This window comes from Fuerstiella sp. (genome assembly GCA_022447225.1).
GTDB lineage: Bacteria > Planctomycetota > Planctomycetia > Planctomycetales > Planctomycetaceae > S139-18.
In genome coordinates this window covers 81,419-97,418 of the sequence record JAKVAZ010000012.1, presented here as the reverse complement: position 1 = coordinate 97,418, position 16,000 = coordinate 81,419, and the positions used below count along the sequence as shown (strand labels likewise).

The 16,000-nt window shown below is 52.6% G+C and carries 11 protein-coding genes; 2 read left to right on the top strand and 9 right to left on the bottom strand.

Annotated elements, in window-relative coordinates; all coding sequences use genetic code 11:
- Positions 1-61: 61 nt before the first annotated feature.
- The 5 genes from MK110_14575 to MK110_14555 all read right to left on the bottom strand — a co-directional run bounded on the left by MK110_14575 (position 62) and on the right by MK110_14555 (position 5,129).
- Positions 62-1,570: a sigma-54 dependent transcriptional regulator gene (locus MK110_14575; GenBank protein MCH2212527.1), complete on the bottom strand. Its 1,509-nt coding sequence runs from the start codon at positions 1,568-1,570 to the stop codon at positions 62-64.
- 103 nt (positions 1,571-1,673) lie between these two features.
- Positions 1,674-1,925, bottom strand: coding sequence for a hypothetical protein (locus MK110_14570; GenBank protein ID MCH2212526.1), 252 nt, complete (start codon positions 1,923-1,925; stop codon positions 1,674-1,676).
- 61 nt (positions 1,926-1,986) lie between these two features.
- Positions 1,987-3,816: a hypothetical protein gene (locus MK110_14565; protein MCH2212525.1), complete on the bottom strand. Its 1,830-nt coding sequence runs from the start codon at positions 3,814-3,816 to the stop codon at positions 1,987-1,989.
- 58 nt (positions 3,817-3,874) lie between these two features.
- A complete protein-coding gene (gene kdsA, locus MK110_14560) occupies positions 3,875-4,804 on the bottom strand; it encodes a 3-deoxy-8-phosphooctulonate synthase (GenBank protein ID MCH2212524.1) in 930 nt (309 codons plus the stop codon).
- Positions 4,797-5,129 (bottom strand): secondary thiamine-phosphate synthase enzyme YjbQ, encoded by a 333-nt coding sequence (locus MK110_14555; GenBank protein ID MCH2212523.1) that lies wholly within the window; start codon positions 5,127-5,129, stop codon positions 4,797-4,799. Before MK110_14555 ends, kdsA begins: the two co-directional genes overlap by 8 nt.
- Positions 5,130-6,403: 1,274 nt before the next feature.
- Here MK110_14555 and MK110_14550 point away from each other — a divergent pair.
- Positions 6,404-7,684 carry a helix-turn-helix domain-containing protein gene (locus tag MK110_14550; protein MCH2212522.1) on the top strand — a complete coding sequence of 427 codons (1,281 nt, stop codon included), beginning with the start codon at positions 6,404-6,406 and terminating at the stop codon, positions 7,682-7,684.
- Positions 7,685-7,697: 13 nt separating this feature from the next.
- Here the strand turns inward: MK110_14550 and MK110_14545 are convergent, their stop codons facing one another.
- From MK110_14545 to MK110_14530, 4 genes are all read right to left on the bottom strand, one after another.
- Positions 7,698-7,922, bottom strand: coding sequence for a hypothetical protein (locus tag MK110_14545; protein ID MCH2212521.1), 225 nt, complete (start codon positions 7,920-7,922; stop codon positions 7,698-7,700).
- Positions 7,923-7,962: 40 nt separating this feature from the next.
- Positions 7,963-9,318: an NAD(P)/FAD-dependent oxidoreductase gene (locus MK110_14540; GenBank protein ID MCH2212520.1), complete on the bottom strand. Its 1,356-nt coding sequence runs from the start codon at positions 9,316-9,318 to the stop codon at positions 7,963-7,965.
- Positions 9,319-9,504: 186 nt separating this feature from the next.
- Positions 9,505-10,368: a 4-hydroxy-tetrahydrodipicolinate synthase gene (dapA, locus tag MK110_14535; GenBank protein ID MCH2212519.1), complete on the bottom strand. Its 864-nt coding sequence runs from the start codon at positions 10,366-10,368 to the stop codon at positions 9,505-9,507.
- 224 nt (positions 10,369-10,592) lie between these two features.
- Positions 10,593-11,507: an NAD(P)-dependent oxidoreductase gene (locus tag MK110_14530; GenBank protein MCH2212518.1), complete on the bottom strand. Its 915-nt coding sequence runs from the start codon at positions 11,505-11,507 to the stop codon at positions 10,593-10,595.
- A 391-nt stretch (positions 11,508-11,898) separates the two neighbouring features.
- On the opposite strand from MK110_14530, the gene MK110_14525 reads away from it, so the two are divergent.
- A complete protein-coding gene (locus MK110_14525; GenBank protein ID MCH2212517.1) occupies positions 11,899-15,972 on the top strand; it encodes a PQQ-like beta-propeller repeat protein in 4,074 nt (1,357 codons plus the stop codon).
- Positions 15,973-16,000 lie beyond the last annotated feature (28 nt).

Below are 16,000 nucleotides of genomic sequence, written 5' to 3'. Positions count from 1 at the left end.
CCGAATACCTGATGAAATGCTATCGACTGCTGCACCGGTGCACCACCTCGCTGCGCTGCCGTTATCTGGCCTGCATCATTCCGTATTTTTTCATTTTGTTATAGAGAGTAACACGACTGATTCCCAGTTCACGTGCGGTACGCGTCCTGTTGAAACTGTTTTCCAGCAGTGCCTGTTCAATAATATCTTTCTCAGTCAACTCAATCCGATTCTCAAGCGTTGCTTCTGCTGTTTCGCTAAAGCATTCGGCGACCGAGGGATCGTTGGCCGGCCCCGCAGTGCCGGCGACAATGTGAGGAGGCAGTGAGGCTGCGATCAATTCACCGTTTTTATTATAAATCACAGCACTTCGTATCGCGTTTTCCATTTCTCGAACATTTCCTGGCCACGGATAGTTCAGCAAAGAACGCAGAAAATCGCGGCTGATCTGCAGAGAATCAATACCGTGTCGCCGGGCATGAGAGTCGACAAAATACTTAGTCAGCGGTTCGATATCGGGAAGTCTCCTGCGTAGTGGCGGAATACGAAACGTCAGTGTGTTCAACCGATAGTACAAGTCGGGACGGAACCTTCCCTGTTCGACAAGTGGCTGAAGTTCGAGATTGCTGGCGGCGATGATGCGAGCTTCCATATGGAGTGTTCGATTAGACCCCACAGCTTCAAATTGTCCTGTTTCAATCACACGCAGCAGCTTGACCTGTTGTTCAGGAGGTAATACGTCAATTTCGTCCAAAAGAACGGTACCACGTCCTACTGCCAGAAATTTTCCGTCCTTGTCTGCGTGTGCGCTGGTGAATGCACCTCTGACGTGACCAAACAGTTCACTTTCAATCAATTCGCCTGGCAGCGCCCCGCAGGCAACGGTCACCAGTGGTTCGGATTCGCGTAACGATGCCTCATGAATCAGTCGCGCAAGATGAGTCTTTCCACAACCGGTTTCCCCGATCAGTAAAATCGTAACATCGTGCTGAGCGGCAACCTGGAGTCGGTCCAGCATCTGGTACAGTTCAGGTGTTTCCGTCCGGTACCGAACTGCAATCGGTGCGTCTGATTCAGGTGTCGCCGGTGTCTGAATTCCTGACGGTGTCCTGTCATCCGTATTGCTGTGACTGTACTGGGCCAGAGCCGTGACGTCGCTGAAAACGGGGTCCTTCCGGGCAGGATTTGTGTTCATTTCGTCCACGAACTCTAGTGTGGTATCCATTGCGGCTGCCACTGCCAGTGAAACGGAGGTCAGGTCGGTGTCGACCGACTGTTGTTCAACAATCTGAACACGATTTGAAAGTTCAATGGGCACGTCAGAAGTTGACAGTTCTTCAGCATGTACGACAGCAATGCATCGACACTGCTGAGCGTTCTGTAATAACGCCCAGATTCGGTCGCATTGCTTACGACCGGAACGGCGCAGGTCAACCACAATAAAATCCGAATCATGCATATGCACCATCTGCCCTGCTTCCGGAATAGAGTAGCATTCAAACTGTCGAATTTTTCCCGCGAGAGCAGCGCTGATGCATCGAATGAATCCAGGCATAGCGCTGCAAATGACGGTCAAATTGAACGACTGCATTCTGATACTCACATTAAAATGACAGGAACGCCGGGGCCTTCGACCAAATCCTTGACTGGTCATTGACAGGCATGAAGGAACCACGACACAGACCGCGACAATGTCAGCATACATCGGTATCAACAAACGGAGTGCCGGACTGTTCCAATCCGTTGACATGAGGAGAAACACTGCCGTTTTCCCGGCAACCGCTGCTGCGACCGTTGAGAAAACACATCAGGTGTTGACGGTTTTCAACACGCTGCCGGCCAACGCGCCCTGACAGACAGCTGACGATGACACCGGTATGACTCGGCATACAGCGATGTCGTCGGTTGAACGTATCTGCAGAGGTCAGCAGACTTCGACTGGTCACGGTGCAACTGCCAAGTTGCCAGTGAACCACCGGGGCGCGCCCTGGAGATTGCGATAAACCGTCAGTCAGCCGGTAAAGAATTATTGAAAACGAATTTCGACGAGGCATCCTGCACGGAGCCAGCGGACGACTTCTCTCGCTCTATAGCGGCTCTAAGGCGTTTCAGCAGTATGCCAACTCGTTTTCGGTCCGGATTTGACTCATGGTCTGCTTCGCTGAACGTGACAACGGCAGCATCATGTCGTTCCAGTGCCATTTCTGACAATGCCTGATTCATTAACGATGGATAGAACCATTTTCCCTCGGGATACTGGCGTCGATAACTCATAAAACTGGAAATCGCAGTACCCAGCTGTGACCGGTCAATTTGACACAGGGCGATCCAGTACAGAGCGTTGCCACCGGCTTCCCGATTGACTTTCTGTAGTGACTCAGGGATCGGAATTGACTTCTGTCCGCTGTGATCAACAGACCGCGGTACAGTGAACTGAATGGCGTCGTCTATGCATGCATTTCGTATCCTGAGCAACTGCTGAATAATCCTGCGATCACTGCTTCCTTCCACCTGCTCCAGCCGAATTTTCAGCAAATAACTTGATGGCCGTCCAAACAATTTTGTAACGTCACGTTCCTTTTCCAGTTCCCTGATTTTCTCGACTTCCATCTTCCATTTCTGTTCCCACAGTGATTCCCGCTGTTGGGCCGTAAGTGTCGGATCACTCAGAACATCGTTGAAGTCCGTGTCCAGTTCCAGTGGTGGACGGTTGTAGGGCGCTTCGAATGGTTTCATCAGTTGATCATGAGTTCGCTGCTGTGCTTCGTCGGGCGCAATGGCGGCAATAGCCTGTTGATCCGGCCAGTCCCATCGGGCGAAATGTTCAGCTAAAAATACGCCAGGACCTGAGGAAATCACACGGTCGATCAGAGGCCTGATTTCAGACGTGCCGCCTGCGATCTCTTCGTAAAGCATGGCCGACAATTCAACGGGAAGCTGATCCTGGAGAATCAGCATTCGGGGACAAATTGCAGATGTTTCGGCAATAATTCGGACCTGTGGCTCGTGCCATTTTTCATTGGCCGCCAAATATTCTGATCCGGCAGGTTCATTGATTTGAATCGAATCGTCTTCTTCCGAAGGAATCGGCAGCCAGGTTAGCGGATCAAACAGTAGAACATCATCATTGACACATACGGCAATCAGGAACTCTGAGTGATCTTCTGAACCTTTTGGTGTATCATGAGGCAACAGAATCACCACGTCCGTTTGCAGTTGCCGCAGCAATACAGCCAAAATCCAGACTCGTGACCGAACAGTCCCTCGCCCGCTCAGCAACGTGTCCAGAAACCCTTTTGATGAAGACAATGCTGCCGTGTCCTCCAGACTGATATTATTTCCAACCCAGCGAAAGATGCTGAGGATACGCGAAACCTCTGAACCGTCGTGTGAACTCGGCCGTTCCACAATGGCCTGCGCCAGCTGTGACGCAATCAGGGAATCACGAATATAGACAGCATCACGAGCTGTGAATCGAGGTGCTGAAACGGAACGCTGTGCCGATGAATCAAGAAATGCCAGATTGGCCTCGCTTACCTGCAGTTCCTCGAGCCCGTCTAGCGCACATTCAGTCAGCCATCCGTTGAATGCACTGACGTTCGAGGCTATCTCATTGACGGCAACCAAAGAGTCCGGACGTAGCCGACGAGCCGCACCTTCGAGACGTGTTCGACACGAATCAAGTGTGCTCTGATTACGCGACTCGGTCGGTGCGATCGATGTCACTGATGGTCCCGGTTCCGGACCGCAGCCTGCAATAACCGTCATAAGGCACAGTAATGCGGCCACGACGGGCACATTGTTTTTTTGAATCCAGGAGGGGCTCACTAATAACATTTCAAATTCCTGATTCTCAGCTCAGAATCATCCGATTGTCGTAACCGATGGATCCTGCTCATGAAACATTCAACTGATCCCCCGATTCCGGCGGGGATGTAACCGTCCGGCTTGGGTCCTGACTGGACAGATTTAAGGTAACTTCACGGATCGCAGACAATTGTCTGACCAGTGTCGCTGCCTGATCAAGCCGGACCAGATTCGGTCCGTCGCTCATTGCTTCTTCCGGATTGGGATGGGTTTCAAAGAACACGGCGTCGGCCCCTGCTGCCACAGCAGCTCTTGCCAGTGGAAACACCATGGCGGACTGCCCGCCTGTCGTTTCGCCTCCGGGAAGCTGGACGCTGTGCGTCGCGTCAAACACCACCGGTACGCCCAAATTCTGCATAATCGGTATACTGCGAAAATCGTTGACCAGGCGACCATATCCGAACGTTGTTCCCCGTTCTGTCAGTAAGACCTTCTTCAGACCCTGAGCCTCACATTTACGTACGGCATGAGCGGTGTCTTCGGGGGCAACAAACTGTGGTTTCTTGATATTCACACAAATGTTCCGGCATACGGCCGCATTTGCTGCGGCCACCAGCAGGTCTGTCTGCCTGGCCAGAAATGCGGGAATTTGCAGGATTGAACAGATTTCACTGCACGGTTCCGCCTGCGATGCTTCATGAATGTCTGTCGTAACCGGGAGACCTGACATCCGGGAAATCTGTTCCAGCATGCGTAGCCCTTCGTGAAGCCCTGGACCACGATAACTGTTCACACTCGTGCGGTTTGCTTTGTCAAAACTGGCCTTGAAGACAAAACGGCACGCCTGTTTCTGTTCTATCTCCGCCAGATGGTCTGCAATCCGTTTCAACAGATCCTCGGATTCGATCACGCACGGCCCCGCAATAAATAACAGTGGCTGATCCGATCCCGTACGATGCCCCCCTATTGCAACCGGATTCTGCAGACATTGCTCTTCCGAATCAGCTCGATCAACCATCAACCGACTCCCCGTGTAAGGTGAGAATCAAACGACGACTTCCACCGTGATTCCGATGCTCACACAGATAAATTCCCTGCCACGTTCCGGTAAGAATCCGACCATCCCTGACAGGAACACTGATCGAAGAATCTGTCAATGATGACTTAACATGAGCAGGCATGTCGTCCGCCCCCTCACAGGTATGACTCCACGGCCAGGTTTCAGGTACCAGCCGGTTACAGGCCATCGTCATGTCCGTCAGCACATCCGGGTCTGCATTCTCATTGAGCGTCAGCGACGCAGACGTATGACATATGAAAACATGCAAAAGTCCTGTCCGCATCTGACGAATTTCGGGACAACCACCCACAACGTGCTGAGTAATCACGTGACAACCACGGTTGCACGCGGGAAGTAAGATTTCGTGTTGACACCACATACCACTGCAGATCACAAAACATAAATGCCCAGTATACGCCACTCCCCCCCAACTCGATTCAAACTGCTCGGACTCCAGAACACGTCCAGCTGAGAGGAACACCCGAAATTCTAGCCTGAAACACTTTTATCCGCTAATGCCGTTTCTCGGAACGATTTGTCTCAATCGAACAGTCCGGTGATCCAAATCTGCTGACGTCACCTGGTACCCGATTACGACACCCCAGCCACAATCGTCTGCACGAACAACGAGATCCGGCGCATCTCCGCAAAGCTGAGATGATTGGGTCGAGCCACCGTATTGATCACAGACGCAAGTATCTGTGCAGGAGAACTGACCGCCCGGAAGTTGTTCTGAGCCAAACCCCGTAAACACAACCGTTCCGCAACGCGCCAACCGTCATCAACCAACATGATGAAGCAAATTTCGGACAATTCCTGACATTCCTGCACTGATGTTACAGTTTGATCCTCGAGAAAAGGTCCGGAAGTCCCCGCCAATGACCACAAATTGACTCATCACTGTTGTCTTCAGCTGCACCAGTAGCCTTCGGTGAAAGCGATATCTTTGAGCACACCCACAGGAAAATGCGATCTTGCGCCGGCAGTGTTATGTACAGGATGACTAAATCTTCGCCGATTTGATTAATTTCAGCATGATTTATTAAGGATCATCAATTGTGAATGTCACCACCTGGTAACCAGTACGCCAATCGCAGATAAAATTGCTGCAACGGCTACGTTTACCCCCATTTGTGGAACCGTTGCAACCCACAGACTCCGTTGGACATTACCGATCCGCGTTTTTTTTGTAGTCGGGGTGACAAATTGGCCGACACTCGAAATGGAGCGATGGATCGGCTTACCACATCATATGGTTATGTTTCGATATCATTAGATTAATATAGATAAATACCTCGTTAGTTGTTTCTAGAGCCATTCATGCAGATCCCCCTGCCTGGTAAGCTCACAGAAAGCTTTGACCAAAGCACCCGTGGAACAAACAAAGATCTTGCATCTCACAATTCCTCAACTAAAAATCTGGAATCAGTAGTAATATGTGTGAGATCGTGGTGGTCGCCAAGTCGCGACTCGCACAATGCAACTTAGAAACGAGTTCCGTGATTTCACAGAACCCGTTCAGTCTGTCCACCCGACTTCTCGGATAGATCGTCGAGCATGGCAAAAAAATATCTGACGCTGGAAGAAGCCGCCAAACGACTCGGGATTACTCCGGTTGAGCTCTCCACTGAACGTGAAGCCGGTGTTATTCGCGGCTTTGCGAACCGTGGTAGCTGGAAGTTTCGCCAAGAAGATATAGACGAGTTTGCGCGCACTCGTGAAACCGATTCGTCACCGGAAATTCCACTTGATGCGATCGAAACGGAAAAAGACGCAGAAGCGGATCTGCTGGACGCCTCAGACAGCGACGTCAAACTCTACTCTCATTCTTCATTGTTTGACGAAGACGGTGTTGAGGACTTGAGCGCCTCGGACAGTGACGTACGTCTTACCGGTGATTCAGGACCCACACTCGAGTCTAACGATTCCTCTGAAACGGATGATAGTGTGCTGGAGTTCGATAACGACTCAGAAGCGTCCCTGTCGGACTCTGACAGCGATGTTAAGATGGCAGGCGGCGATCCGGGTAACAATAAAAAAGATCCCGACAGTGGAATCACACTGGGTTCCGCGGACGACGATAGTGGAATCAGCCTCGACATTTCCGACAGCGGAATCAGTCTTGAAGGCGTTGACAGCAATTTTGCCGCTGACAGCGGCATCTCACTGGAAGTTGGCGACAGCGGGATCAGCCTTGAATCCGGCGACAGCGGAATCTCACTGGATGCTGATCACGGCAGCGGAATTTCACTTGAGACCGATGACAGTGGAATCACGACGGCGATGGTACCACCGGTCTCAGCAGATCAAGGCGACGAAACTCAGCAGATGGATATGAAGGAAGCCGAATTGGGCCTTCAGGATTCATCCGACGATGCGTTCACCACCGGAGAATTCGACCTGGGATTGCTGGACGCAGAGGAACAGGACGCTGGAACGGACACCAGTATCCTGATGTTCGACGACGATGGTGCCACCGACACCGACATGGAATTCTCGTCCGTAGACGAAGAATTTGCGGATGAAGAATCGTTTCAGGATGATGAATTCGGAGACGATTTTGAAGACGATATGGATGATGTCTTCGAGGCAGACGACGAAGAGGAGTTCGAGTCCGGGCAGAGTCAGGTTGGGTTTGAAACTCTTCCGCCCCCCGGCACGCGTGGCGCAGAAGCACCATGGGGAACCGGCGTTGCACTGGGTGTCGTAGGTGGCTCGGTGTTTTCCGCAGTCGGAGCGTTCGCCGGTTTCGAGCTTGTGCGAACAATGTGGATGTGGTTCCAGCCAGGAACCGGTGAATCCGGCTTCCTGAAGTTTCTCGGCGGATTCTTTGTTTAAAGTTTCAATTTAATCACCGAGTACGACACAAAACATTCCGTTCAAGTCGTCGAAACCATTTCCCCAGAAGCCTTACGCCCACGCTGAACAGGACCAGGGCCCACACCATCCATCCTGCGTGAAGCGGGCTGATCACGTAATGAACTGCGGAGGCTGGATCCGTAGACCCGTGACCGGGATGCCCCATCGCGGCGGCCGACGTCAGTACCGGAACGATCAGCAATAGCAAAGCACGCATAATTTGTGTCTTCCTTGGAACGACATAGAGTAAGCGAATATCAGGTCAAAGCTTCTTCGGTCGCAGCCACCTCTTCAACTGAATCTCGGGGGCGGGTGGCTAATTCATCCTTATCACAGTGAAGATACCTCGGATGGTTCGATGGGTGTCGATTGCTGTCATTGCCAAAAAGTCGGCCCACCGCTTCAGAATACAGTCGTACGCGGGATATAAAAGCCGAATTGGCATTAAAGTCGCCTCCAACAAATGTCACAAATTTACGAGACAACCAACCTCCCTGGAACGTCGTGACCATTTTCTGTACCGACGTGTGGCGACTGGCGAGATAAAATGCGTCAACCATGCGGTGCACAGATTTTTCATGTTGGCGCATATCCTTTTCGTACTGATGAAACAGCGACAACGGCAGCGGAGTCTCTCGCGGAGCACCGGCGACAAGATCCGCGATCGCCTCACCCGACTTCATTGCCAGATGGACACCGGACGAATAGCACGGATCAATGAAAAAGGCAGCGTCGCCTACAGCGACCCATCCCTCACCACATAATTGTTCCGATGTACTGCCCATGTTTCCTGTAACCATAACGTCAGAAATCCGCTCGTAGCCGTCTGCCATTCCGGTTGCCAGCAAATCGTTTTCCTGTACCAGATGTTCGAGCAGCTCGGCCGGAGATTTACCTGAATTCCGGAATCGATCCACTGTCATTACGGCTCCAACTGAATACCGATTCCCTGAAAGTTTGAGAAGCCAGGTCCAGCCATCATAAAACATCTGCCCGATGAACCAACCTGATTCAATGTCTTCGCGACCGGGCTGCGCACAGTACTGAGCATAGATACCCATTCGCTGAGGCTTTGTTATGTTTCGCAACCCCATGCCGGCAGAAATCAGCGAACGCAAACCGGTAGCATCGATCACCAGTCGACCGAAAGCTTCAAAGAACTCGCCGGTTTCATCCGTTCCCTGGACACCTACAACGCGCCCGTCACGGACAATTGTGCTTCGCACTTCAGTTCCAAAGCGAACATCTGCCCCGGCCTCAATGGACCGCCGGATCAGGATCTCGTCAAAGACAGAACGTTCAACCAAGTAAGAATACGGAGTCGCGGTAAAACTGGCTTTACGATCCGATTTAGAAAAATCTCCCGCAACTTCTCGGGAGCCATACAGCCACTTACCGCCAGGCTTATGAACGAAGGCGGCACGGATTCGATCGTGAACACCCAGACGTTCAAAGATTTTAACGGTTCCCGGCAACAGGGACTCACCAATATGGAAGCGGGGGAACTGGGATTTTTCCAGAACCAGAACATCCAGGCCGCGTGCTGCCAGCAACGTGGCCGCCGTGCTGCCCGCCGGACCACCTCCGAGAATCACCACATCATGCTGTGTCATCGTACTTTCTGGTCCTGGATCGTCAGCGTGTTATGCTTTCGCGGGAGGACAAATCGCTCTGCCGTTTCTTCCCAAAAAAACTGTGCATCTGACGCATTTCGAGTAACGGTTTCCTTGCAGGCCGGCGATTCCGTCGACCGCTTGCCAATGTGCGTACACCACGCACGCACATATCTTTACATAACTCTAAGACACTTTCAGCCCGTATCCAGTCAGTGTGCTGCGTAACGCTGACCGTTGATCTTCGCTGAGCTCATACAGGGGCAACCGAACTCCGCCGCAGTCACGTCCTGTCATCTTCATTGCCGCCTTCACCGGAATCGGATTGGTAGACAGACCAAGCATGTCGCGACAAAGCGGAAACAACCGGTAGTGCCATTCCACGGCCTGCTGTATGTCGCCCCGAGTCCAGGAACTGACCATATTTTTGACGTCAGCCGGCACGACATTAGCCGCCACAGACACCACGCCGCTCCCGCCTAATGCCAGAAGCGGAAGCGTCAGACTGTCATCACCGGACAGCAGTGTAAGGTCAGATCCGGATAAGATCTGCGAAGCCTGATCCATGTCACCGGTGGATTCCTTCACTGCCACCACACGAGGACAGGCGTCGGCAATCCGGCATATGGTTTCTGCTTCAATATTTTTCGCCGTACGACCTGGTATATTATACAAAATCAATGGAAGGTCGACGGTGTCAGCAATCGTTCGGTAGTGTTCAATGAAACCTTCCTGCGTAGGCTTGTTATAATAAGGAGCCACCTGAAGCGATCCGTCTACACCCGCTTCTTTGGCAGCTCGGGTAAGCCGAACGGCCTCAGTGGTACTGTTGGATCCGGTTCCAGCCATGACACGAATCCGGCCCGCGGCCTGATCACACACCACGCGGATCACACGTTCATGTTCATCATGAGACAGCGTTGGACTTTCTCCCGTGGTCCCAACCGGGGCGATGCAGTCCGTACCTGCCTCAATGTGAAAATCGACCAACTCCCGCAGCATTGCTTCGTTGAGCGAACCGTCCATGTTCATTGGCGTAACAATTGCCACGGTCACTCCTGAAAACCACTCACCTCGACGCGACATAACACACCTGAATCAGTTGTGAACAACAGAATACTGAATCGCCAACAACACTGTCTTTACTGTTTCGTTACTGCGATCAACATAAGCAACGACAATATGGGACCCACAGCGGTATAAGTCGCTGCCCTGACCATCACTGAGGACAGTCCCAATGGCGAAGCCTAAGGTTTACCGTCAGTTCTGACAATTCAACGCTGCTTCCAGTCGATCCCCGACATCTGTGCCAGGGCAAGTTCCAGTGCATGCGTTCCCTCACGCCCATAACCCTGAGCCTGAACTGCGTGATACAACTGGTGTCCCAGTGCCAGACCTGGCAAAGCCAGACCCAGCCGGTGACATTCCTCAAGTGCAATTCCCATGTCCTTGATAAAATGTTCAACAAAAAATCCAGGATCAAAATTATTTTCAATGATTCGAGGCCCCAGATTGGTCAGTGACCAACTGCCGGCGGCGCCACTTTCTACCGACTTGAGAACCGTTTCGAGGTCCAGTCCTGCACGCCAGCCGTACAATAATGCCTCACAAACACCAATCATGTTTGTGGCAATCAAAATCTGGTTCACCATCTTGGTGTCCTGGCCGGCACCTGCAGGTCCCTGATGTACGATAGTTTTTCCCATCGCATCCCAGCACGGCTGCAGTGCAGTGACGACGTCGTTGTCCCCGCCAATCATAATGGACAACGTCCCGTTCCGGGCCCCCACATCTCCACCGGATACCGGAGCATCAACTGAAGCCACATTACGTGCTTTTGCTGCTGCATGAATTTCACGGGCAAGTGATGGCTGACTGGTCGTCATATCCACAAGAATACTGCCGGCCGCTGCCCCTGAAAGTGCTCCATCTTCCCCAAGCAGAACCTCACGTACATCAGACGGAAAACCAACAATAGAAAACACAATATCTGATTTTTCGGCAACCTGACGAGGGGAATCAACCCATTCAGCTCCCTGGCTGAGTAGTCCTTCGGACTTCGATTTCGTTCGGCTGGTGACTGTTGCACGGAATCCTGCACTAATCAGATGCCCACACATACTGGCACCCATCACACCGGTTCCGATCCAGCCAATACGTGTTGTTTCCGGACTGATTGTAGCCGTCATCTGGTTTCCCCTGTTCCCTTTACTGGCGCTATGACATGAATCTGTTTTCTGTACCAGGTGCTCAGTGTAGCTATCCGACAGCGTCCGCAAAGTCTCCGCGGCATTCCATTTGTCACACCACTATCGGCAGGCGGATCTTGCAGTCTGACCCGCCAGTCGTACAAAATGAACACCCCGACAGCTCAACAACTGTCAATCCGATCCATCGGCATCCGCCATACCAAAGGACTGTTCGCGGCACCGATATCTATCTCTACGGAACGGAAACAATTCACTGATGCGGAACGAAAACAGACTCCGAGTGACAATTTTCCGGCGGATTCCAGACGGCAGACTGAGTTGCAGAGGTCTGTGTCTATTGCGGACAGCTGACTTCGTCAGCACGACCCTGATGCGGAGCCACGTGGGAACCGGTGCCGTAGTTCTGATGGCGTGGTTCCTGATTACTGCCGACTGTCCGGCTGACAAATCCACCGGAACCGTCAATCGCCTGAGATTCGATTCGTCCCTGCTCGACGACACCGTTTTTGAGTCGAGGTCGCATCACCGACTGTTCGCGGCAGCTCAGAAGGCTGTTGCCGAAGGCAATTACAACGCCGGTTTCGGTGTTCTGCTCGAACTCTTTCGAAAACCGCACGACAGCAGCCGCTTCATAACAGACGACGGTCCCGTGGTCGGCACACGTTCCGCAGCGGTGCAATTGCTGTCAAGTCTTCCGTTCTCTGTCCGCCGCCGCTGGGACCAGTTCTGTAAGGGACACGGCAGTGCTCAACTTACCAAAGCGCTGCAGTCTGAAAGCCGACTCGCACTGGCTCAAATTGCGACTGCATATCCCTGTAGTTCTGTCGCAGCCGACGCCCTCATCACTGACGTCCTCCTGGCACTCAAAACCCAGGACATCACAGAAGCCCAAATGGCGATACGGCAACTGCAGGAGTTACTGCCTTTATCAATTCTGACCAGGTCCCGAACAACACTGATTCGCAGGCTGAGCGCTGCCATTGAGGCCGAACAGAAATCATTCGCAGCAATACCAAAAGACGCAGCTGGCAGTATCCGGCGTTCCCTGGATCCGAAACCGATCTGGTACTGGAGTGACAACGCGTGGACACACCCCCAGGGACCGGACCTACTGCCAAAACGTAACATCGGCAGTCAGTTTCATCATAGGACCGGCTGGCAACAACCGGTTCTTAACGACGAGACCGTAATATTGCGCAGTCCCGCCGGGATCGTCTGTCTGGATCGGTTCTCCGGAGAACAACAGTGGTTTCTTCCATTGTCATCTGTTGCTGCTCCGCGCAGAACGAACGACGTGGCAACAGATCCTATTTTCGAGCTCGCAAGTGATCCCCTTCGGCGACTCGAAACAGCCGGCGACTTAATCTACTTCGTGGACGGTCAGCGATCTGCACCTGTTGATTCGCCTCGCGGAATTCCTTCCCGTCTGGTGCTGGAACCGGGTGCCACAAACCTGGTTGCGGTCAGAAACGGCCGGTTCCCGGTTGTGTTGTGGCAGGTGACAGGTGAGGACAAAAACATCGCGACCTCAATGCATGGATCATCACACAGCCGCCGGAATTTCCGGTATCGTTTAAAAACAGCACCTGATCGTCCACACACCGCTGCTCCATACCCGGAACATGATCTGTCTGTCTCAGCAGACCCGCGTTTCGCAGGTCATTTGTTCCTTAGCGCTCCGAAAATCTTCGCGGGACGGCTGTATGTAACTACTCTCTATGACGGGATAACCTGGCTCAACTGTCTTTCCGCTGCACACGGAACCTTAACCTGGCAGCAGCCGCTGACCTGGCTTGGAGGAGACTTCGATAATCGGAAAGAGAGTTCGGCTGTGGTTGGGGGAATTACAAATGACACGGTCATTTGTCTGTTTGGTAACGGTTTGATCGCGGCCTGCAGCCCGATCGACGGGCATATTGAGTGGATTCAGAGTGTTCGTTTCGAAGATGAATCAGCCCAGGACATTCAGCATTTTGGGGCTGGACTTCGGGCAGACAGCAGACATGTCCCGCAGACAGCCGCCGGAACTGAATTTGGCGAGCTGTGGATGATGTTGTCACCTGCAGGTATCATCTGTGCCCGACGTGGATCGCACGGGATCACCTGCCTGGACACTCATACAGGGGAAATTCGGTGGGCGATATCACGCGGAGTGCGGAACGGGCCAGCTGCCGGTCAACAGGATCTGGCGTGTATTGGCCTGATCGGTTCCCGACTGATCACAGCGGGCTACGGACATTGCAGAGCCATCAATGTCACCGATGGCTCAGAGACATGGGCACGTCCTTTAGGAAATCATGGCGCCAGGATCTGCACCGATGAACTGGCTGTATACGTCGCACTCAACAGCGGCCGCCTGTTGACAATAGACGGAAACACCGGTTGTGTTATCGGTGTTCAGGAATTGAATTTATCTCAAACCGGCCCAGGGTTTGTGATTGACCTGACTGGTATCGTGGAAACTTCCGCATGGAGCGCTCGTGCATGGCAGTGGCGCACTCAATCAGACAATTCGCCACACCTTACTGCCCAGAAAGCTCTCGACTGTCTGACAGCACATCGCCTGAATCAACTGCATCTGACAACCCCCGATTCAGGCTGGGCAGCAGCCCACTCCCTTAAAAACTGCTACGACGTAGTCAATTCCAGCATCCTCTCCCCCGTTCAATTACTCAAACAGGCACTAATACGGCCCGGAACACCGGGTCAGCGAACCATTCTCAGAGAGCACCTGAATACGACTCCTGACCGGCTGATCGATCTTATTCCCGGCTGGACGGTACCACTCCACACTGCTGTTCGAACGCTTGAAACAGATACACAAGACACCGTTCAGCCTAACAGTCCGGGTGAGTCAGTTCTGCGACCAAACCATTTGGGAGCTACGGATTCTCAGTTTGCAGCTGCGAAGAACTTGATCCACGATAATCAACTGAGCAGAGCTGAACTGCTCCTGCTCAACATGGATACAGGTACGAATTCTGCCGACGCTGTCCAGCGAGACGAACTGCTGAGGACCGTAAGGAACTCTGCGATGGCTCCAGGCATGCGGCGAACTACCCCGGTGGCGTCCGTTAAATCCGAAGTTCACGTCGAATCTTCACATACCGATGGTTTTCGACTGAATGACATCGCGATGAGTTATCAGAAATTTCGACTGCGCTCCCCGGCAGCATCCGTACCGACCTGGAGTCAATCGCTGTTCATTACATTTATTCCGTCCCCACTGCGCAACAATCTGGGTATCGCGCCTCATATTGGTTTAATTGATCTGGGTCGTGGTATTGAAACTGCCTGGGAGCCGCTTTCGAATATTCGTTTTCCTGCCGGGGTCAGTTATACGGGAGACTGGAACAGTCCAGGGCTCGTCGTCGTGGCACGTCAGCAGCGTCTTGGTGTAATTTCTCTTTTGAATGACGCACCACTCACCCCGCTGTGGACTCGCCCTTACGACAGCGATGCGGCAGGTCTGGCAATTGCAATCACTGCTCGCCAGCTTGTTGTTTCCACAAACAGCGGCGTACAAAGCCTTCATCCACTGACGGGTAAACTACTCTGGTCGCGGGACTGGACAAAAAGCTGCGACCTTCACCATCTGGAAGGTCAGTTTCTAAAAGTTTACTGCTCCGATGAACACCTCATTCTGTTGTCATCTCTGGGTACGGGGTACGTCGTGCTGCGTGCTGCGGACGGAGCAGTTGTCAGACAGGGTTCACGTGGTACCGGAAAACTCTCGCGAGTCATTGATGAGTACCTGCTCACGAAGACAGCATCCGACACTCTGGAAATCATTAATCTGGTCACCGGCAACTCCATTCCTGTCGATCCGTCCGTGCAACCAATCTCGGACTTTCATTCAGGCGGAATGCTGGGGCAAAGCAAAGCCATGGTGATGACCGCCGACTCACATTTCATCATTCTGGACCCGGCTTCCGGAAATATGGACACCCGTATCGATATCTCCCACGACTTCAGTGCTGCCGAACACCCTCTGCTCTCTCCCCTGGTCTTTCACCGATCCGGTTTAACCTACGTCGCACTTTCAGTCAGAAACTGGAGGTCTCCGTATGTGCCTGTTTCGGTATTCGGAGAAGCAGTCACCGGGCGGGGTGTTCTGATTTGTATTGATCCGACTACCGGCGAGGAACTTTGGCGACAAAATCGAAATTCTGTAGTCATTCCCCCCGTTTTCGGCGATCCTTGTCCATTTCTGGTTCTTTGGTCACCGAACTACACGAGTGGGCGAAGGCAGTTTACGTTCCCGGACGGACGTCGGCATACTTCACTCGAAATCAAGGTTCTGGATTCATTTACCGGACAATTGGTGGCCCGACATCAGCAACCATATGCCGCTCGTCCACTGCAGGTACTCCATGATGCAACCGGGCAGGAAATCACTATCACAACAGACCAGTCAACAGTCGGTGTCAGTTATTCGCAGTAACCGGAGGGTCACTAACCTGCATTCAGTC

Excerpts from the sequence above, each read along its gene's own strand:
- MK110_14555 (MCH2212523.1), bottom strand. The coding sequence starts at position 5,129 with ATGCGGACAGGACTTTTGCATGTTTTCATATGTCATACGTCTGCGTCG.
- kdsA (MCH2212524.1), bottom strand. The coding sequence starts at position 4,804 with ATGGTTGATCGAGCTGATTCGGAAGAGCAATGTCTGCAGAATCCGGTT.
- MK110_14565 (MCH2212525.1), bottom strand. The coding sequence starts at position 3,816 with ATGTTATTAGTGAGCCCCTCCTGGATTCAAAAAAACAATGTGCCCGTC.
- MK110_14540 (MCH2212520.1), bottom strand. The coding sequence starts at position 9,318 with ATGACACAGCATGATGTGGTGATTCTCGGAGGTGGTCCGGCGGGCAGC.
- MK110_14575 (MCH2212527.1), bottom strand. The coding sequence starts at position 1,570 with ATGCAGTCGTTCAATTTGACCGTCATTTGCAGCGCTATGCCTGGATTC.
- MK110_14525 (MCH2212517.1), top strand. The coding sequence starts at position 11,899 with ATGCGGAGCCACGTGGGAACCGGTGCCGTAGTTCTGATGGCGTGGTTC.
- MK110_14545 (MCH2212521.1), bottom strand. The coding sequence starts at position 7,922 with ATGCGTGCTTTGCTATTGCTGATCGTTCCGGTACTGACGTCGGCCGCC.
- MK110_14550 (MCH2212522.1), top strand. The coding sequence starts at position 6,404 with ATGGCAAAAAAATATCTGACGCTGGAAGAAGCCGCCAAACGACTCGGG.
- MK110_14530 (MCH2212518.1), bottom strand. The coding sequence starts at position 11,507 with ATGACGGCTACAATCAGTCCGGAAACAACACGTATTGGCTGGATCGGA.